The sequence below is a fragment of the Alcaligenes sp. 13f genome, from assembly GCF_020496585.1.
Lineage (GTDB): Bacteria > Pseudomonadota > Gammaproteobacteria > Burkholderiales > Burkholderiaceae_B > Alcaligenes > Alcaligenes phenolicus.
The window spans coordinates 42,170-60,416 of record NZ_JAHKKC010000008.1; the positions used below are offsets into that span (position 1 = coordinate 42,170).

The following is an 18,247-nucleotide window of genomic DNA, read 5'->3' on the forward strand; positions in this document are numbered from 1 at the left end:
GGGCCTTAGCGAGGTATTAAGGCTTGCTCCAAACGCCGCTCCAAAGGAATGGGTTCCTCCAGACAATAAGCGGCAAACAAACGGGCTGCCAGCAGGCTCCAACTCAAACCACGTGAGCCGTAAGCCGCAGCCATAAACAAACCGGGCAGGCCCGGCACAAAACCCATCACGGGCAAATGATCACTTAAAGCACAGCGCCAACCGGCCCATCCCTGTTCGGGTGTTGCCACCGCCACAGCGGGATGAGCCAGCATGGCAGAAACTTTTTCTATATTTTGCTGATGACCCTGGCAACTGACCTGGGCAGCCTCACCCAAACGTTCGTAGGTGCTACCAATGACTTGCCCCTGCGAGCCTACAGGCAGGATATAGCCCTGACCGCTTAAAGTCACTTCGCCACGAGTCAAAGCCTGTTCGGCAGGCAAGTATGTCACCTGCCCGGCCAGACGCTGCATGGCCGCCAGCCGTGGCAGGGGATGCTGGGCCAAGAACTCGTCGGGCAGCAAACTCAGGCTTTGGGCTGCCGCAGCTATCACTACACGATTGCTGCTTTCCAGGCGCTCCCCCTGCTGATTGCAGACCTCCCACACTTCCGGCTCCGGGCCGGCTCGCAAGGACACCTGCTCTGGCAGACATTGAATCAAGGGGTGATCCAGCAGATGAGCCACCAGTGCACCGGGATTCACTACCATGCCTTGCGGAAAATACAGGCCACCGCCTTGCAGCGGCACCCCAGCCAAGGCCGAGCCCTGCTCACGATCCAGCCATTGCACCCAATCCTGGTCCAAGGCCAAACGCTCCAGCGCCTGCTGAATTTCGGCATCACTATTGCCCGCCTGCCCAAACACCAAGGTTCCGACTCGACGCGGGCGAGCCGCTTCCGGCAAGTCTTTCCAGCCCTGCCAGGCATGCAGAACAGCATTACGGCTCAAGCGGGCCAAGGGGGCATCATCCAGGGCGAACACGGGGGAGATGGCAGCCAGACGGTGACCTTGATGCGTCGCATCCAGGCCCTGGCTCAGTGCCGGATCACCAACCAGAACGGGCACACCTTTGCGGGCCAACTCCCAGGCACAGGTCGCCCCCGCCAAACCGGCACCAATCACTACCGCCCGCCCTTGCTGTGGTGGCAAATTGCTGCGTCGTCCCAGGTGGGGACGCAAGCGAGCGCGAATGGTGCACCACTTCCCCCCGGCACCGGGGACTTTTTCCACTTCAAAACCTACCGAGGCCAGATCACGTCGCACCTGCCCGGCACAGCACCAGGAAGCCGCTGTCGCCCCCGGCGCAGCCAGACGCACCAGTTGCCCCAGGACCGACCGCGACCACATGGAAGGATTGCCACGGGGCGCAAAGCCATCCAGGTAAAACGCGTCCGCATGGCAGTGCAACTCGCGCATCATGGTTTCGGCTTGCCCAAAGGCCAAGGTCAGTGTGACTTGTCCCCTATCCAGCTCCAGCCTGTGTATGCCCGGCACCAGTATGGGCCAGGCTGCCAGCAGTTCCTGGGCTTGGGTCTGCAACTCCTCGGGCAAGCGGGCGTACAGAATCGCCAAATCTGACTGGCGGAAAGGATGGGCCTCAACCGACACGAAATGCAGCCGCTGGCTGCGCTCCGGGTCCTGACGCCAGGCCTGCCAGGTAGCCAGAAAGCTGGCCCCCAGTCCAAAGCCGGTTTCACAAATCGTAAATTGGGATCGCCCCCGCCAACGCTCGGGCAGACCATTACCGTGCAGAAACACCCGTCGTGCCTGCCCCAAAGGGCCATCTGCCGGGTGATAGCTATCCTGATACACCGCGCTGACAGGCACACCATGCTCATTGAATTCCAGAACGGCCGGGACCAGGGGCTCAAACGCAGAGGCAGCCATTAATTTTCCTGCCCATAACAACACTCACACACGCTCTAACCCCTTAAACTGGCCTTAATCAAACTGACACCAACAAACACGTACAATGAAAAGTCTCAGCTTCAGACTTTTCTTTTTTAAAACCGGATTGCCATGCCATTGTCACGTTTACCGCTCAGCGCCTGCCTGGACGCTGCTGTTACCGCAGCCCATGCCGCCGCCGCTATTTTACAAGCCTATGCGTCGGACCGTAGCTCTCTGGTGATCAGCAACAAAATGCACAACGATCTGGTGTCGCAAGCCGATCACGAAGCCGAGCAGGCCTGCATCAGTGTGCTGATGGAGCGCACCCCGGACATTGATATCGTGGCCGAGGAAAGCGGCGGCGTGAATACAGGCCGTCCCACCTGGTATATCGACCCGCTGGATGGCACGACCAACTTCCTGCACGGCATCCCCCACTATGCCGTCTCAGTAGCACTGATTGCTCCTGCCGGCACCCAAATGGATAACGGCCTACTGACCCAGGACACCCCGGTCATTGCCGTGGTCTACGACCCCAATCGCGAAGAGCTGTTTACCGCCATGTACGGTGTGGGCGCCTGGTTGAATGGCAGCCGTATTCAGACATCCTCATCGAAAAAACTGGCGGACTCGGTATTGGCCACAGGCTTTCCCTTCCGCGACTTCTCTTTTTCCGACCAATACATGCCCAGCCTGAACGCCTCCATTACAGGCAGCCGTGGTGTGCGCCGCATGGGTGCCGCCGCGCTGGATCTGGCCTGGGTGGCTTGTGGCCGTTACGACGGTTACTGGGAAATGGGCCTGGCCCCTTGGGACGTTGCCGCTGGCACCTTGCTGGTGCGTGAAGCCAAGGGTGTGTGTCAGGACCTGTATCAGGAAGAGCCCTGGCCCGTCAGCGGTCACGTCTACGCAGGCAATGCCCACATTGCCGATGAGTTGCTGGGCATGGTGCGTCCGTCGCTGACACAGCGTCCGACCAAACCCAAGCCTTAACGCCTTATTCGGGGCCAGTTGCCAAACCTCCTGCTCTGATCTTCATCGCCCGATAAAAAAGCGAGCCATTTAAAACGGCTCGCTTTTTTCATACAAATCAGGTTGCAGGCCAGGTTTAGCGATTTGCTGAGTAATCGTCCCCCCAAACCGCCAAATCAAGCCTGCGCTTCAGGCTTGACTTGCTCATCCCGCAGGACGCGGCGCAAGATCTTGCCCACATTGCTCTTGGGCAGTTCATCACGGAACTCAATAATGCGGGGACGCTTGTACGCCGTCAGACGCTCTTTGCACCATTGCTTGATATCGGCTTCAGTCAAGGACGGATTACGTTTGACCACGAACAGCTTGATGCTTTCACCACTGTGCTCGCTGGGCACCCCCACCGCCGCCACTTCCAGCACATCAGGATGCGCCGCCACCACGTCTTCAATTTCATTCGGATAAACGTTGAAGCCCGACACCAGAATCATGTCTTTCTTGCGATCCACTAGACGAATACGTCCCTGCTGATCCATGACACCGATATCACCTGTCTTCAAGAAACCATTAGGCGTAAAGACATTGGCGGTTTCCTCCGGCTGGTTCCAGTAAGCCGACATAACCTGCGGCCCTTTGACGGCCAGCTCGCCTTGTTCGCCCATGGCAACCGGTTGCCCCTGTTCGTCCAGCAAGAGCACATCGGTTGAAGGCAAGGGAAATCCAATCGTGCCACTGTAATCGCGTGAATCCGTCGAGTTCACCGCCACCACCGGGGAGGTTTCCGACAGACCATAACCTTCAATCAAAGGGCAGCCCGTCACAGCCAGCCAACGCTCGGCCACGGCTTTTTGCAAGGCGGCACCACCGGCCAGACACAGTTTGAGCTGCGCAAACGGCAAGGTACGGAATTTTTCGTGATTCGCCAGCGCATTGAACAAGGTATTCACCGCTGGAACAACTTCAGGCGGATTGCGTTTCCAGGCCTTGTAAACCGAATTGAGATCGCGCGGATTCATCACCAGCACCATATGCATACCTGCATACATGGCAAACAGACCGCAAACCGTCAGCGCAAAGATGTGATACAGCGGCAAGGCCACCATCATGGTGTAAGCCGGACCTTTAAAGTCGCCCAAAGCGGGAAAGCCCACGGCCTCCACCTGCAAGACGTTTGCCATCAAATTGCGCTGGCTCAACATGGCGCCTTTAGGGCGGCCCGTTGTACCGCCCGTGTATTGCAACAGCGCCAAATCATCCGGTTTGGCGGGCTGACGGCTCAGGCTCAATTTGCTGCCCTGCTCCAGCACGGCCTTCAGACTGTGCGAACCCGGCAAAGAATAAGACGGCACCATGCGTTTCAAATAACGCACGGCGAAATTCACCACGCTGCCCTTGAGCCCCATCAGATCACCCACGGTACTCAACACCACGTGGGCAGGCTTCACATTGTCAGGAACTTGCTGCAGCACATGCGCAAAGGTTTCCAGAATCACAATGACCTGAGCCTGGCTATCGGCCAGTTGGAACTCCAGTTCGCGTTCGGTGTATTGCGGGTTGGTATTGACGCCCACCATGCCCGCCCGCATGGTGCCCAGCAAGCAAATCAGGAAGGGCAAACCATTGGGCAGCATCAACATCACACGGCTGCCACGCTCCAGACCCTGTGCCTGTAACCAAGCCGCGAAGGCATCCGCGCTGCGGTCCAGATGTTCATAGGAAATGTCATGCCCCATAAAGGTCAGCGCAGTCCTGTCCTTATGCTTTTTCATGGCGGCATCCAGACAATCGATCAAGGTCTGCTCGGCGCCTAACTGAATCTCATGGGGCACGGAGGCCGGATAATGCTCGAGCCAAGGTTTTTGCTGAGTATCCAAGGGCTTGTCACCTAATACGTGTTTATTTATGGTTAACTCTACTCTACTTTATTGTTCAAACCCAAGGACAAGCCCGCATCATGAAGCTGTTTGAACCCATTTCCGCCTGGTCGCATGAAATTGCGGCTATCCGGCGCGATCTCCACACCTACCCCGAACTGGCTTTCGAGGAAACCCGGACGGCCGATCAAGTCGCGTCCTGGCTGGAGAAATGGGATATTCCGGTACATCGTGGCCTGGGCGTGACAGGCGTTGTCGGTATCCTGAAGGGTACGGGCGGCGAAGGTCCATCCGTGGGGCTGCGCGCCGATATGGACGCCCTGCCCATGCAGGAGATGAACGAGTTCGAACACAAAAGCCGTCACGACGGCAAGATGCATGCCTGTGGACACGATGGACATACCGCCATGCTGCTGGGTGCAGCGCGCTACCTGTCCGAGCACCGTGATTTTGCGGGCACCATCTATCTGATTTTTCAGCCTGCCGAAGAAGGTTTTGGCGGCGCACGCGAAATGATCAAGGATGGCTTGTTCACGCTGTTCCCCATGCAAGCTGTATTCGGCCTGCATAACTGGCCCGGCATGCCTGCCGGCACCTTCGGGGTTTTGCCAGGCGGCATGATGGCCTCCAGCAATACCTTTGAAATTCGCATTGAAGGCAAAGGCGCCCATGGAGGCATGCCCCATCTGGGCGTGGACCCCATCATGGCGGCCGTGCAACTGGCGCAAAGTCTGCAAACCATTGTCAGCCGCAATGTGGACCCCCTTGAACCCGTGGTGCTGAGCATTACCCAGATTCATGCCGGCTCTGCCGATAACGTTATTCCCAACGAAGCCGTCATGCGCGGCACGGTACGCACCTTCTCCACCGAAGCCCTGGACCTGGTCGAGGCCCGCATGCGCGAACTGTGCGAGCAAAGCTGTGCCGCCCAGGGTTGCAAGGCCGAGTTCGACTTTGACCGCCGCTACCCTCCCACCATCAATAATCCGGAGCAAGCGGCCTTTTGCGCGCAAGTCATCAAGGAGCTGGTTGGCCCCGACAAGCTGCGTCAGGACATCCGCCCTTCCATGGGTGCCGAAGATTTCTCCTTCATGTTGCAAGAAGTCCCCGGCTGCTATGTCTGGCTAGGCAATGGCGATGGCGACCACCGCAGCCAGGGCCACGGCATGGGTCCATGCATGCTGCACAACGGCAGCTACGACTTCAACGACGCCCTGATTCCTATTGGCGCCAGCTACTGGGCCAAACTGGCTCTGGACTGGCTGGCACAACACCGTTGATGCTTTAACAAATGTTTCATAGCGGGGCCAAAGCTTGCCGTTACAATGGCAGGTTCTATTGTTGACGGCGTGCGCTCCGCGCGACGGGCATCTGTCCCACCACCCTTTCTTCCAATACGGGAGTATTTGTGACTACTTCAAGCAACATCTCTTCGCTCCCGGACGGAGCCCCCACCCTGCGCGTCATGCCCATGCCCACAGACGCCAATATTCACGGTGACGTGTTTGGTGGCTGGATCATGTCCCAGGTGGACATTGCCGGAGCGATTCCTGCAACACGACGCGCCCAAGGCCGGGTTGCCACCATTTCCGTGAATGCCTTCACCTTCAAGCAGCCCGTGTTTGTGGGTGATTTGCTCAGTTTCTACACAGAAATCATCAAAACAGGCCGCACCTCCATTACGGTTTCGGTGGAAGTGTATGCAGAACGCAAACGCCTGCAACTTGAAACGGTCAAGGTAACGGAAGCCACGCTTACCTATGTGGCTACCGATGACGAGCGCCGCAGCCGCCCGCTGCCCCCTCTCTAAGTATTCGTGACAGGCAGGCCTATGCAGGAAAACCTGGTACCCCCTACTTCGCCCAGTGACACTCCCAAGCCACGCCGCCTGGAGCCCGAGGATGCGCAGCAGGCACTGTATCGCCTGAAAAACATCCTCAAGCGCCAGGAAGTGGTGGAATCGCTGGCCCAGCGCCAGTTCGAGGACGACGACCGCTCCAACCTGCTTGAGGGCTTGATCCATCGCCAGCATGAAAGCGAGATCAAGGCCATCCTGAACGATCTGCACCCGGCCGACATTGCCTTCATTCTGGAGTCCTTGCCCGAGCTGGAGCGCCAGGCCATCTGGCAATTGGTGGATGCCGAGCACGACGCCGACGTGCTGCTGGAAGTAGCGGACTGGGCACGTGAATCGCTGATTCGTTCCATGGACGCCGCGGACCTGATCGCGGCCGCCGGCAATATGGATGCCGACGAAATTGCCGATCTGGTCCCTGACCTGCCGCCCGATGTGGTGGCAGCCGTGCAGCGCGGCCTGACGGACGAGGAGCGTGCACAGTTGATCGAAGCCATGGGCTACCCCGAAGACACCGTGGGCGCCATCATGGACTTTGACATGGTGCGCGTGCGCGAGGATGTCACCCTGGAAGTGGTCCTGCGTTACCTGCGTCGTTTGCAGGAACTGCCAGACCACACTGACCAGATTTTCGTGGTGGACCGGGCCGATAAACTGCAAGGCACACTGTCCCTGACCCGCATGTTAGTCAGCGAGCCTGAAACCCTGGTGTCCTCTGTCATGTCAACCGATTATCTGACGCTGAATCCACTGGATTCGGACTCGGATGCGGCCGGGGCCTTTGAGCGTTATGACCTGGTGTCTGCTCCTGTGGTGGACGATATTGGCCGCCTGATTGGCCGAGTCACCATTGACGAAGTAGTGGACGTGCTGCAAGAGGACTCGGAAGAACAGGCCCTGTCTCGTGCCGGTCTGCAAGAGGACGATATTTTCTCGCCCATCCGTACGGCTATCCGCAACCGGGCTCCCTGGCTGCTGATCAACCTCTGTACAGCGGCAACGGCTTCCTTCATTGCCTCGCGCTTTGAGGATACCGTCAGCCACATCGTGATCCTGGCTTTCCTGATGTCGATTGTGGCCGGTATTGGTGGCAACTCCGGCAACCAGACCATGACCATGATCATTCGTGCCATTGCCACCGGCCGAGTCACAGGTTCCAACGTCCTGCCATTGATCAAGCGCGAACTGCTGGTGACCTTTCTGGTTGGTGTCTGTGGCAGCGCGGTAACGGCATTCTTTGCCTGGTTTATCTCCGACTCGATCGCCATTGCTGCCGTGATGATGGCCGCCATGATCGGCAATATGTTGATTGGCGCGGCGCTGGGCGTGATGATCCCGATTCTGCGTGATCGCTTTGGCAATGACCCTGCTGTGGGCTCCTCGGTATTGCTGACCTTTGCGACGGACTCACTGGGTTTCTTGCTGTTTCTGGGGCTGGCAACAGTTTTCTTGCTGTAAATCACCTGCAGGCATGATTAAAAAAACCGGCTTCTGGCCGGTTTTTTATTTCTGCATCAAAGGGAATCAATCGACTCTTTTAATCTTTTGGCCCCAGAGGGCCTGAAAATCCGGCCACTGGAACATCTAAATATCGGACTGCTGAACGTTGAATTTCAGTATGTGTGCTTCATCTTATTAAGCACAAGCTCTTTACCCTTTCCCGAAGGGAAAAACTTGATAGCCCCCCAAAAAAGTTACCTCAGACTCAAACACGCGCACCAAACTGTCCTTCCAAACAACTAAGATCGTGAGGACGACAGTCGGGCCTCTTCCAAGAACACTTCCAGACTCTCCTGTGTCCCCACGGCCTGAGCTCTTTGCAAAGACTCGGTCTGCGCTGTGTGCTCAAAAAAATCCAGTACGCCATTGGTCACTCGCGGCGCAATGCCTGCCAGCTCCAGCTGACGACGCACTTGCAGAACCTCGTCTCGGCGGCGCACGCCGTGCACCAGATGGCTGCGCAGGCAGGACTCCATGAAGTCCTGCAAGCCCCGCTGATTCAAATCCTCCAGGACTTCATACAGCTCGGCCCGCAAACCCATGCGCTCGGCCAGCATCAAGTTTTCAATTCCCAAGGCCTCCAGCCCCTTGGTCATCAAACTGCGCAGCAGCTTCAAGCGCATTGCATCCCCCGCCTGTCCCGGCAAGATACGCACAGAAGCGCCCTGAGCCTGCCAAAACGCCGCAGCCCTGCCTGACCCTTGCCCTGCCGCCAACAAAGCCGTCTGAGCGCCTGTAGAGGGCACAGAGCCCATAATCGCCAGGTCAGCCAGCTCGATTCCGTGCTCTTGCGCCAAAACGTCCATGCTCTCCATGTCCTGGGGCTCGGCCGTACACAAATCCATGTACAGCGCTTTCACAGACAAATGCGGCATGACGGCCTTGGCCACTATGTATGCCTGTGTTCCCGTCACTGCCGACAACACGCCGTCAAGACTCCGCCAATCCGTATCCGCCTGCAAGCACAGTTGCGCTCCCAATTGCTGCGCCAGTTCGCTGGCTGCAGCACTTTCCCGGCGCACCAGGATAAACGGCACCTGCACACCAGCCAACTTCAAGGCAGCACCATAAAAACGCGCGACTTCGCCCGCCCCGATCAGGGCAACACGATGTAATAAGGGAGATGTTGTCATAGAAAAACACACAGAAGAAACGATCAGCCGCAGCCGGTAGCACCAAGCTGCGTCCCGTAGCTTACAGGGAAAAACGGCCCTGCATGAGCGGGATATAACCATTCACAGATCAGTTCGCAGCAACAAAGCTGGCATCCAAGAAAAAACCCCATGCGCCAGGGGCTCATGGGGTTTGATCTCGCAGCCTGCAGGCTGGGCAGCTTGAGTCAGAATCAGTTCAAGCGGCCATGGCACTGCTTGTATTTCTTGCCGCTGCCGCATGGGCAAGGATCGTTACGGCCTACGCGTGGCACTTCGCCCTTGGCCGCTTCGTCCAGACCGGGATCTTCACCGCTCAAGGCAGCATCGTAGTCCGAATGATGGAAACGGACATTGGAGTTGGCAGGAACCTCAACCGCGGCTTCCTCGACCTGCTCCGGAGTCTGAATACGCACGGTCATCAGCACTTTGACCACTTCATCACGCACACGGTCCAGCATGTCGGAGAACAGCTCGAAAGCTTCGCGCTTGTATTCCTGTTTGGGGTCTTTCTGGGCATAACCGCGCAGATGAATCCCCTGACGCAGATGATCCAGAGCCTGCAAATGGCCACGCCATTGCGTATCAATGGACTGCAGGAGTACAGAACGCTCGAAATTGCCCCAGTTAGGCTGACCAACCAGATCAATCTTGGCTTGCAGCAGACGCTGGGATTCTTCGATAACGCGATCATGCAAGTCATCGTCGGTCAGATTGGATTCTTTCTCCAGCATTTCAGCCAAAGGCAGCTCAATCTGGAAGGTGCTCTGCAAAGCGGTGGTCAGGCCGGGGATATCCCATTGCTCTTCCATGGTGTCTTGCGGCACGTATTCACGGAACAGACGGCTGACGGCGGCTTCGCGCAGGCTGCTGATGGTGTCGGAAATATCAGCCGACTCCAGCACTTCATTACGCTGGGCGTAGATCACCTTGCGCTGATCGTTGGCCACGTCGTCATACTGCAGCAGCTGTTTACGAATATCGAAGTTGCGGGCCTCGACCTTGCGCTGAGCGGATTCGATGGAACGAGTCACCATGCGGGCTTCGATAGGCTCGCCTTCAGGCAAACGCAGACGCTCCATGATGGCGCGCACACGATCACCGGCGAAGATGCGCATCAGCGAATCTTCCAGCGACAGGTAGAAACGCGAGGAACCTGGGTCACCCTGACGACCGGCACGACCACGCAGCTGGTTGTCAATACGGCGGGATTCGTGACGCTCGGTACCAATAATGCGCAAACCACCAGCCTGTTTGACCTGCTGGTTCAGGGGTTCCCAAGCAGCACGAATAGCCTGGATCTTGGCTTCTTTTTGCTCGGCACTCAGGGACTCGTCTTCACGCACCTGAGAAATTGCACGTTCGATGCTGCCACCCAAGACAATGTCCGTACCACGACCGGCCATATTGGTGGCGATGGTCACGTGACCAGGCATACCAGCTTCAGCCACGATGTCGGCTTCACGGGCGTGTTGTTTGGCGTTCAGCACCTCGTGCTTGACGCCAGCGGCATTCAGGCGTGTGGAGATCAGCTCGGAGTTTTCAATGCTGGTGGTACCCACCAGTACAGGCTGACCACGCTCGTGGCAGTCCTGAATGTCTTTCAGAATGGCATTGAACTTTTCGTCATCGGTTTTGAAGACCTGGTCGTTTTGGTCCTTACGGGCCAGCGGACGATTCGGTGGAATGATGACGGTTTCAAGACTATAGATTTCCTGGAACTCATAGGCTTCGGTATCGGCCGTACCCGTCATGCCCGACAGCTTGTCGTACATACGGAAGTAGTTCTGGAAAGTAATCGAAGCCAGCGTCTGGTTTTCGTTCTGGATGCGAACGCCTTCCTTGGCTTCCACAGCCTGGTGCAAGCCATCCGACCAGCGGCGACCAGCCATCAAACGGCCGGTAAATTCGTCCACAATCACCACTTCGCCGTCCTGGACCACGTATTGCTGATCGCGGAAGAACAGGTTGTGGGCGCGCAGGGCGACCATCAGGTGGTGCATCAGGGAAATGTGGCGTGGCTCGTACAGCGACTCGCCTTCGGGAAGCAAACCGATTTCGGTCAGGATCTGCTCGGCACGTTCGTGACCGGCTTCGGAAATATGAACCTGCTGGCCCTTTTCATCGACCCAGAAGTCGCCTTCGGGCTCGGGCTCGTGTGGACGAGGCTCTTGCGTCATGCGGGTCAGCATGGGCGGAACCACGTTCATGCGCACGTACAGCTCGGTATTATCTTCGGCCTGGCCGGAGATGATCAGCGGTGTACGGGCTTCGTCGATCAGGATGGAGTCAACTTCGTCGACAATCGCGTAGGACAAACCGCGCTGGCGGCGATCCTCGGCGCGGTATTCCATATTGTCGCGCAGGTAGTCAAAACCAAATTCGTTGTTGGTACCGTAGGTAATGTCAGCCTGATAGGCAGCAATCTTCTCGGCATTGTCTTGCTGGGGAACTACGACGCCCACGCTCAGACCCAGGAAGTTGTACAGACGCCCCATCCAGTTCGCATCGCGTCGAGCCAGGTAATCGTTGACGGTCACCACGTGCACGCCTTTGCCGGACAGTGCATTCAGGTACACGGCCAAGGTCGCGGTCAGGGTTTTACCCTCACCCGTACGCATTTCGGAAATCTTGCCGTTGTGCAAGGCAATGGCACCGAGCATCTGCACGTCAAAGTGGCGCATGCCAAATACACGGACACCCGCCTCGCGCACTACAGCAAAAGCCTCGGGCAGGAGCGAGTTAAGCGAGGCGCCATCCTGAACACGTTGGCGCAGCTCCTGCGTCTTGGCTGCCAAGGCCTCGTCGCTCAGGCCCTGAATAGTAGGCTCAAGAGCATTAATCTGGGCGACCTGCTTACGGTACTGTTTGAGCAATCGGTCGTTACGACTGCCAATAAGCTTTTTCAGCAATGAAACCATTCTTGTGTCGTCAATGTAGGCGAGGCCGCAAGGGCTTGAATCTGTGCCTCGAGCCTATCTCTGGTTAAAAGGGATGCGCAAGCAAACAATCAGTTTAACGCACATGCTGCAAGACGGAACTACTTGTCCGAATCCAATTGCGCGACTTGCTGCTCTACGTACTCACGCGCCGGCAGAAAAAGCTTGGGATCCAGGGCATGTCCGGCCATGCGCACTTCAAAGTGCAGGTGCGAGCCTGTGGACTGCCCGGTAGATCCGACACGGGCGATCAACTGCCCTTTTTCTACTACGTCGCCTAATTTAACAACGATTGATGAGGCATGGGCGTATCGCGTGCTCATGCCATTGCCGTGATTGATTTCCACCAGCTTGCCGTAGCCTGTCATATAGCGGGCTTCGGATACCACCCCTCCGGATGCGGCATAGATAGGCGTCCCCTTGGGTGCTGGAAAGTCCAAACCTTCGTGCAAGGCATGACGGCCCGAAATCGGGTGACGACGCCAGCCAAAGGAAGAAGCTACCTCGTCATAGTCCACCGGACGGTAATTGGGCAGACGGGCTTCGTTGCCGGTACGCTCGGTCAGCACGGAATCCAGCATCTGAAACCAGTCCTGTTGCTCGGACATCTGTTTGGCCAGATTATCCAGCTGCTCGCCCAGGCGGTCGGCGTTCCAGACCAGGTCGGCTCCATCCATGCTGTCCATGACGGCCAGATCCTGCACGGGCATGGCACCGGCCAGCTCCGGATCGGTGTACTCAATGCCGGCCGCCTTGGCCACGCGCTTGCTGACACCGTCCATCTCGATCAGTTTGGCCTGCAAACCGCCGACTTTTTCGGCCAGGCGGGTCACGTTGTCCTGCATGGCAGCGGCCTGGCTCTGGGCCATATCCGCGTCCAGCGACACGCCACCGCGTTCACCCCAGTGCGACTGCACCAGAGCTCCCGCCGCTGCGGAAACACCCAGCGATACCAGAGCCACCAGGGCGATCACCGTACGGCGCACCCCTTTGGCTTTGGCATCTAAGGACGTATAGTCTTTATGTTGATCCACTATCGTATAACCTCGAACATGACCTGGAAGCCCCCTTTTTCCTCATCCGCGCCAAAACGCAGTAGCGGGCAAAGCCACGCTTTGGGTTGGCTGGCCAGCGACCAGCAAGGTTCCCAGGTACTGGAAATGGCCCGGCAGCTGATGGCGGCGCAGACCCATGTAAGCAAAGCCTTGCCACCTGCTTTGGGCAAGGCTTGTAAAGTAGCCCGTATAGACAGACAGCAATTGACGCTGGCAGTTCCCAGCGCCGCACATGCGGCCAAGCTGCGTCAGCTGTTGCCCACTGTCACACGGCAGATGAATGCCGCTGGCTGGAACATTAGCGAGGCGCTGGTGCACGTGCAAGCCCATTTGTTTGCAGCTGTGACAGAAAAGCCCGCACGCCAGGTACAAGTCCTGGACGAACGGGCCTTGGAATCATTTGAAAAGCTGCATGACTCATTGCCGCAAGGTCCCTTGGCGCAAGCCATCGAACGCTTGTTGCGTCATCATCGCGGCTAAGCAAAGCACCAGGATCGGGCCCCTAAGCAAGTATCAAGCGAATTTCCACTCGCTGGAAAAAGCGTGGGGTGCACTGGCAGCCGACTCGAAAGTCACCAGCTCCCAACTATCCTGGGCGGCCAGCAAGGCACGCGCCAGCTGGTTATTCAAACCATGGCCGGATTTGCACGCCACATAGCGTGCAATCAGGGGGTGGCCAATCAGGTACAAGTCGCCAATAGCATCCAGAATCTTGTGCTTGACGAACTCGTCCTCATAACGCAGACCGTCGCTGTTCAGGACGCGGTACTCGTCCATGACGATGGCATTGTCCAAACTGCCGCCACGGGCCAGACCGGCGGCACGCAAAGCTTCCACTTCACTGGCGAACCCGAAGGTGCGCGCACGTGAAATAGTCTTCACGTACGAGTCATGCGCAAAATCCACCTCGGCAAAATTGGCCGTTGCATCAATGGCCGGGTGGTGAAAATCGATAGAAAACTGAAGGGCAAAGCCTTCGTAGGGCTCCAGACGGGCCCACTTGATGTCCTGCCCCTCGCCTTCAGAGACTTCGATGGGTTTGAGGACACGCAAAAACTTCTTGGCGGCTTCCTGCTCCTGCAAGCCCGCCGAACGCAACAAATACACGAATGTGCCGGCGCTGCCATCCATGATGGGCACTTCTTCAGCCGTCAGGTCCACGTGCAGATTATCAATGCCCAGGCCAGCGATGGCCGACATCAAATGCTCGACGGTTGAAACCCGAACATTATCCTTGATCAGCACCGAAGCCATACGCGTACCACCGACCTTGTCTGCCTGTGCGGGCAAATCCACGATTTCGGGCAGATCGATACGGTGAAACACAATACCCGTGTCAGGCGCAGCGGGGCGCAGTGTCAGTTCGACACGACGACCAGAGTGCAAGCCGACTCCTTTGGTACTGATGACATTCTTGATGGTGCGCTGACGAAGCATGGCTGTTCTTGTATTTGTAAAGTGTTGTTCGCAAAGACTATTGTAACCGTAATACGGGTTATCCACTATACGCTTTCTAAAAACATAAGCAATTGTCAAGCGTCAAACACCACGACACAACAAAGCACTTACGCCCCCTGAGCGCGAACGCCCAGGGGGAGTCGTGGGAGAAATCAAATTGGCGACTCGGGTAATCGCCGAACCTGATTTTTAATCAGCCTGCTTGCGCAAGAACGCCGGAATGTCGAAGTGATCCATACCGGCAGTCTCCAGTGCACGCACCTGAGCCGAAGCCTGGCTGCGTGGATTGCGGATGACGGCAGGCACGTCGGCATTGGCGTAATCCGCACCGATGACAGGCATGTTGTCCGTACCTGTACGTAACACTTCTTCGTTGTTTTGTACCAACTGTGGGCGCGCTTGCTTGCGACCCAGGCCAGTAGCAACAACAGTCACACGCAGGCTGTCGCCCATGGACTCATCGTAAGCGGTACCAAAGATAACGGTGGCGTCTTCTGCAGCGTAGCCACGGATGGTGTCCATGATTTCGCGCGTTTCGCGCATCTTCAGGGACGACGAAGAGGTGATGTTCACCAGCATGCCGCGGGCACCGTGCAGGTCCACACCTTCCAGCAATGGGCAAGCGATGGCGCGCTCAGCCGCTTCACGAGCTCGGTTCGAGCCGGAAGCCACAGCGGTACCCATCATGGCCTGGCCTTGCTCGCCCATGATGGTTTTCACGTCTTCGAAGTCGACGTTCACGTTACCTTCAACATTGATGATCTCGGCAATACCGGCGCAGGCATTGTGCAAGACATCGTCAGCTGCCTTGAAGCAATCGGATTGTGTTGCGTCCTCATCCATCAAGTCGTACAGGTTTTCATTCAATACAACGATCAGGGAGTGAACGTGCTTGCTCAGCTCCTCGATCCCTTCTTCGGCCATGCGCAGACGGCGATTGCCTTCAAAGGAGAAAGGTTTGGTGACGACACCCACGGTCAAAATGCCCAATTCCTTGGCCACTTCAGCCACAACGGGGCTGGCACCCGTACCGGTGCCACCGCCCATACCGGCTGTAATAAACACCATGTTGGCGCCGTTCAAGGCTGCGCGAATTTCTTCGCGAGCGGTTTCAGCGGCTGCACGGCCTTGGTCAGGCTTGGCACCGGCGCCCAGGCCGCTGCGGCCCAGACGAATCTGGATAGGTGCATCGCTGCTGGCCAGCGCCTGCGAATCAGTATTGGCGCAAATGAAATCAACGCCCTGAACACCAGAGTTGATCATATGCGTCACAGCGTTACCGCCTGCGCCGCCCACGCCCACGACCTTGATGACCGTGCCGCTACCGCTGGTATCTAACATTTCAAAGTTCATCATGATTGACTCCCACTCAAACACTTAATTAGTCAAGTTTCTACGTACTTCCCCGATACAACTGAAATTTGGAATCAGCTCAAAACATCTGCCAACCAAGGGGTTCGCACCCGGTTTGAACTGCCTCCTGGACCGCCCTTTCAGGCTGCCCGACCTGAGCGTCTTGCAACGCCCTTAATTCATGAACCATTCCTTCATACGGGCCATCAGACCTTTGACGCTGCCTTTTTGCTGAGCCACCTTGCGGCCACGAGCGCTTTGCAGGCGTGCTTCAGTCAACAAGCCCATCACGGTCGAAAAGCGTGGGTTGCGCATGACATCAGCCAAGCTACCTTCATAGCTGGGCACAGCAATACGCACAGGTTTCAGGAACACGTCCTCGGCCAGCTCCACGATGCCCGGCAACATGGCCGTACCACCAGTCAACACCACGCCCGAGGACAGCAAGTCTTCGTAGCCCGATTCGCGCAGGCTTTGCTGCACAAAGGTAAACAGCTCTTCCACACGCGGCTCGATCACGGCACCCAGGGCCTGGCGCTTGACCTGGCGGTTGGGACGATCCCCCAGACCGGGCACTTCAATCATTTCTTCCGGATGGGCCAGCGATTGCTTGGCCACACCAAAACGCAGCTTGATCTCTTCCGCATCCGGCGTAGGGGTGCGCAACATGGCAGCAATGTCGCTGGTGATCTGGTCGCCCGCGATCGGGATCACGTCGGTATGACGAATCGCACCGCCGGTGTAGATGGCGATATCGGTCGTACCGCCGCCAATGTCTACCAGCACCACGCCCAGCTCTTTCTCGTCCGCCGTCAGGCAAGACAGGCTGGAGGCCAGAGGCTGCAAAATCAGGTCCTGTACTTCCAGACCACAACGACGCACACACTTGACGATGTTCTGCGCCGCGCTGACGGCACCGGTCACAATGTGCACCCGCACTTCCAGACGCAGACCGCTCATGCCTATGGGTTCGCGAATATCTTCTTGCGAATCCACGATGAACTCCTGCGTGAGCACGTGCAGCACTTGCTGGTCGGTGGGGATATTCACGGCCTTGGCCGTTTCAATCACGCGTGCCACATCGGTCGCCGTGACTTCCTTGTCTTTCACCGCCACCATGCCACTGGAGTTGAAGCTGGTGATGTGGCTGCCTGCAATTCCGGTGTAGACCTCACGGATCTTGCAATCGGCCATCAACTCCGCCTCTTCCAAAGCGCGCTGGATGGAATTGACTGTCGTCTCGATATTGACGACCACCCCTTTGCGCATGCCCTGGGATTCATGCTGTCCCAGACCAAGCACTTCAAACCGGCCTTCCGGCAGCACTTCGGCCACCACCGCAACCACTTTGCTGGTGCCGATGTCCAATGCAACGATCAGGTCTTTGATGTCACGAGTCATATGTTCTTTACTTCACAGGGGTAGATGAAACCGGAGCCAGCGTTATCGCAAAGCCATTCGGGTAACGTAAGTCGGCACTTTGCAAAGCACGGTCGCCAAGCCGTTGCATCAAGGCAGGCCAAGCCTGCACAAATCGTTCAACACGTACTGCAAAGGGCAATGCACCTTTACGACCGTGCGGGTCGGCAATATCAGCAGCCGGGTCACGCCCCAGGCTTAGCTGCATGCCGTTGGACAACACCACATCCCAGGCGTAGCGCGGGCTCAGCGTCACTTCACTGACCTGTACATCCAGCGGCCCAAACCAGCGTGCCAACTCGGCATACCGTTGCACCACCAGACGCTCCGAATTCGGAGGACCGCTTAGCTGGGGTAAATCCACGTCATCAGGCACCACGGCTTTATTGGCCGAAAATGATTCACCCCAGGTGTTGATCATTTCGTCTTCGTTCCAATAGGCCAGCGGCTGCTGTTCTTCAATCCGTACCGACAAGCTATTGGGCCAAACGCGGCGGATCTGCGCGCGACGTACCCAAGGAGCCGTTTCAATCAGAGCGCGGGACTTGTCCAGATCTACTGTGAAGAAGTTGCCTTGCAGGCGACCGGCAATCGTGGCTTTCACCCCTTCAGGAGTCACATAAGCTAGACGCTCGCCTTGCGAGGACTCGATCTGAATGCGTTCGATATTGAAGTACGGACGACGCACAGCCCAAACCACAACACTGATCACCAATGCCGATACCGCTAGCAAAGCCAGCGTATTGGCGATCAGGTTGGTCAGACGTGCATCGGAAAACATGAGTCAGGCTCCCCGT

Annotated in this window: 14 protein-coding genes; 5 read left to right on the forward strand and 9 right to left on the reverse strand. The window is 57.3% G+C overall.

Annotated features, from left to right (window positions below):
- Window positions 1-5: 5 nt before the first annotated feature.
- Window positions 6-1,871 (reverse strand): FAD-dependent 5-carboxymethylaminomethyl-2-thiouridine(34) oxidoreductase MnmC, encoded by a 1,866-nt coding sequence (gene mnmC, locus KOE80_RS08705; protein WP_226348917.1) that lies wholly within the window; start codon window positions 1,869-1,871, stop codon window positions 6-8.
- Window positions 1,872-2,003: 132 nt separating this feature from the next.
- On the opposite strand from mnmC, the gene KOE80_RS08710 reads away from it, so the two are divergent.
- On the forward strand, window positions 2,004-2,867 hold the full coding sequence (locus KOE80_RS08710) for an inositol monophosphatase family protein (RefSeq protein WP_226348918.1): 864 nt from the start codon (window positions 2,004-2,006) through the stop codon (window positions 2,865-2,867).
- 155 nt (window positions 2,868-3,022) lie between these two features.
- Here KOE80_RS08710 and KOE80_RS08715 read toward each other — a convergent pair whose 3' ends face one another.
- The gene (locus tag KOE80_RS08715) at window positions 3,023-4,720 is read right to left on the reverse strand and encodes an AMP-binding protein (protein WP_226348919.1); all 1,698 of its coding nucleotides are present in this window, start codon (window positions 4,718-4,720) and stop codon (window positions 3,023-3,025) included.
- 80 nt (window positions 4,721-4,800) lie between these two features.
- Between KOE80_RS08715 and KOE80_RS08720 the strand changes: the two genes are divergently transcribed.
- The 3 genes from KOE80_RS08720 (at window position 4,801) to mgtE (ending at window position 8,033) form a co-directional block, all read left to right on the forward strand.
- The gene (locus KOE80_RS08720) at window positions 4,801-6,000 is read left to right on the forward strand and encodes a M20 aminoacylase family protein (protein ID WP_226348920.1); all 1,200 of its coding nucleotides are present in this window, start codon (window positions 4,801-4,803) and stop codon (window positions 5,998-6,000) included.
- 185 nt (window positions 6,001-6,185) lie between these two features.
- A complete protein-coding gene (locus KOE80_RS08725) occupies window positions 6,186-6,530 on the forward strand; it encodes an acyl-CoA thioesterase (RefSeq protein ID WP_003803527.1) in 345 nt (114 codons plus the stop codon).
- A gap of 21 nt (window positions 6,531-6,551) precedes the next feature.
- Entirely contained in the window at window positions 6,552-8,033 is a 1,482-nt protein-coding gene (mgtE, locus tag KOE80_RS08730) for a magnesium transporter (RefSeq protein ID WP_009455029.1), read from the forward strand.
- 281 nt (window positions 8,034-8,314) lie between these two features.
- Here the strand turns inward: mgtE and KOE80_RS08735 are convergent, their stop codons facing one another.
- The 3 genes from KOE80_RS08735 to KOE80_RS08745 all read right to left on the reverse strand — a co-directional run bounded on the left by KOE80_RS08735 (window position 8,315) and on the right by KOE80_RS08745 (window position 13,199).
- On the reverse strand, window positions 8,315-9,208 hold the full coding sequence (locus KOE80_RS08735; RefSeq protein WP_226348921.1) for a DUF1932 domain-containing protein: 894 nt from the start codon (window positions 9,206-9,208) through the stop codon (window positions 8,315-8,317).
- A gap of 212 nt (window positions 9,209-9,420) precedes the next feature.
- Window positions 9,421-12,147, reverse strand: a complete 2,727-nt coding sequence (gene secA, locus KOE80_RS08740) for a preprotein translocase subunit SecA (RefSeq protein WP_009455031.1) — start codon at window positions 12,145-12,147, stop codon at window positions 9,421-9,423.
- Between the two features lie 119 nt (window positions 12,148-12,266).
- A complete protein-coding gene (locus tag KOE80_RS08745; protein ID WP_035271071.1) occupies window positions 12,267-13,199 on the reverse strand; it encodes a M23 family metallopeptidase in 933 nt (310 codons plus the stop codon).
- Window positions 13,200-13,217: 18 nt separating this feature from the next.
- On the opposite strand from KOE80_RS08745, the gene KOE80_RS08750 reads away from it, so the two are divergent.
- The gene (locus KOE80_RS08750; protein ID WP_115634326.1) at window positions 13,218-13,700 is read left to right on the forward strand and encodes a DciA family protein; all 483 of its coding nucleotides are present in this window, start codon (window positions 13,218-13,220) and stop codon (window positions 13,698-13,700) included.
- A 33-nt stretch (window positions 13,701-13,733) separates the two neighbouring features.
- Here KOE80_RS08750 and lpxC read toward each other — a convergent pair whose 3' ends face one another.
- The 4 genes from lpxC to KOE80_RS08770 form a co-directional block, all read right to left on the reverse strand.
- Complete coding sequence (lpxC, locus tag KOE80_RS08755; protein WP_026485180.1) at window positions 13,734-14,657, reverse strand: UDP-3-O-acyl-N-acetylglucosamine deacetylase; 924 nt, start codon at window positions 14,655-14,657, stop codon at window positions 13,734-13,736.
- A 210-nt stretch (window positions 14,658-14,867) separates the two neighbouring features.
- Window positions 14,868-16,034 carry a cell division protein FtsZ gene (gene ftsZ / locus KOE80_RS08760; protein WP_035271073.1) on the reverse strand — a complete coding sequence of 389 codons (1,167 nt, stop codon included), beginning with the start codon at window positions 16,032-16,034 and terminating at the stop codon, window positions 14,868-14,870.
- 171 nt (window positions 16,035-16,205) lie between these two features.
- Window positions 16,206-17,432, reverse strand: coding sequence for a cell division protein FtsA (ftsA, locus tag KOE80_RS08765; protein WP_009455039.1), 1,227 nt, complete (start codon window positions 17,430-17,432; stop codon window positions 16,206-16,208).
- A gap of 7 nt (window positions 17,433-17,439) precedes the next feature.
- The gene (locus KOE80_RS08770; protein WP_009455041.1) at window positions 17,440-18,231 is read right to left on the reverse strand and encodes a cell division protein FtsQ/DivIB; all 792 of its coding nucleotides are present in this window, start codon (window positions 18,229-18,231) and stop codon (window positions 17,440-17,442) included.
- Window positions 18,232-18,247: the final 16 nt, after the last annotated feature.

Bases quoted from the DNA above. Each gene is read 5' to 3' on its own strand.
- secA (WP_009455031.1), bottom strand. From the start codon at position 12,147: ATGGTTTCATTGCTGAAAAAGCTTATTGGCAGTCGTAACGACCGATTG.
- KOE80_RS08750 (WP_115634326.1), top strand. From the start codon at position 13,218: ATGACCTGGAAGCCCCCTTTTTCCTCATCCGCGCCAAAACGCAGTAGC.
- mnmC (WP_226348917.1), bottom strand. From the start codon at position 1,871: ATGGCTGCCTCTGCGTTTGAGCCCCTGGTCCCGGCCGTTCTGGAATTC.
- KOE80_RS08720 (WP_226348920.1), top strand. From the start codon at position 4,801: ATGAAGCTGTTTGAACCCATTTCCGCCTGGTCGCATGAAATTGCGGCT.
- ftsZ (WP_035271073.1), bottom strand. From the start codon at position 16,034: ATGATGAACTTTGAAATGTTAGATACCAGCGGTAGCGGCACGGTCATC.
- KOE80_RS08770 (WP_009455041.1), bottom strand. From the start codon at position 18,231: ATGTTTTCCGATGCACGTCTGACCAACCTGATCGCCAATACGCTGGCT.
- KOE80_RS08735 (WP_226348921.1), bottom strand. From the start codon at position 9,208: ATGACAACATCTCCCTTATTACATCGTGTTGCCCTGATCGGGGCGGGC.
- KOE80_RS08725 (WP_003803527.1), top strand. From the start codon at position 6,186: ATGCCCATGCCCACAGACGCCAATATTCACGGTGACGTGTTTGGTGGC.
- lpxC (WP_026485180.1), bottom strand. From the start codon at position 14,657: ATGCTTCGTCAGCGCACCATCAAGAATGTCATCAGTACCAAAGGAGTC.
- ftsA (WP_009455039.1), bottom strand. From the start codon at position 17,432: ATGACTCGTGACATCAAAGACCTGATCGTTGCATTGGACATCGGCACC.
- mgtE (WP_009455029.1), top strand. From the start codon at position 6,552: ATGCAGGAAAACCTGGTACCCCCTACTTCGCCCAGTGACACTCCCAAG.
- KOE80_RS08710 (WP_226348918.1), top strand. From the start codon at position 2,004: ATGCCATTGTCACGTTTACCGCTCAGCGCCTGCCTGGACGCTGCTGTT.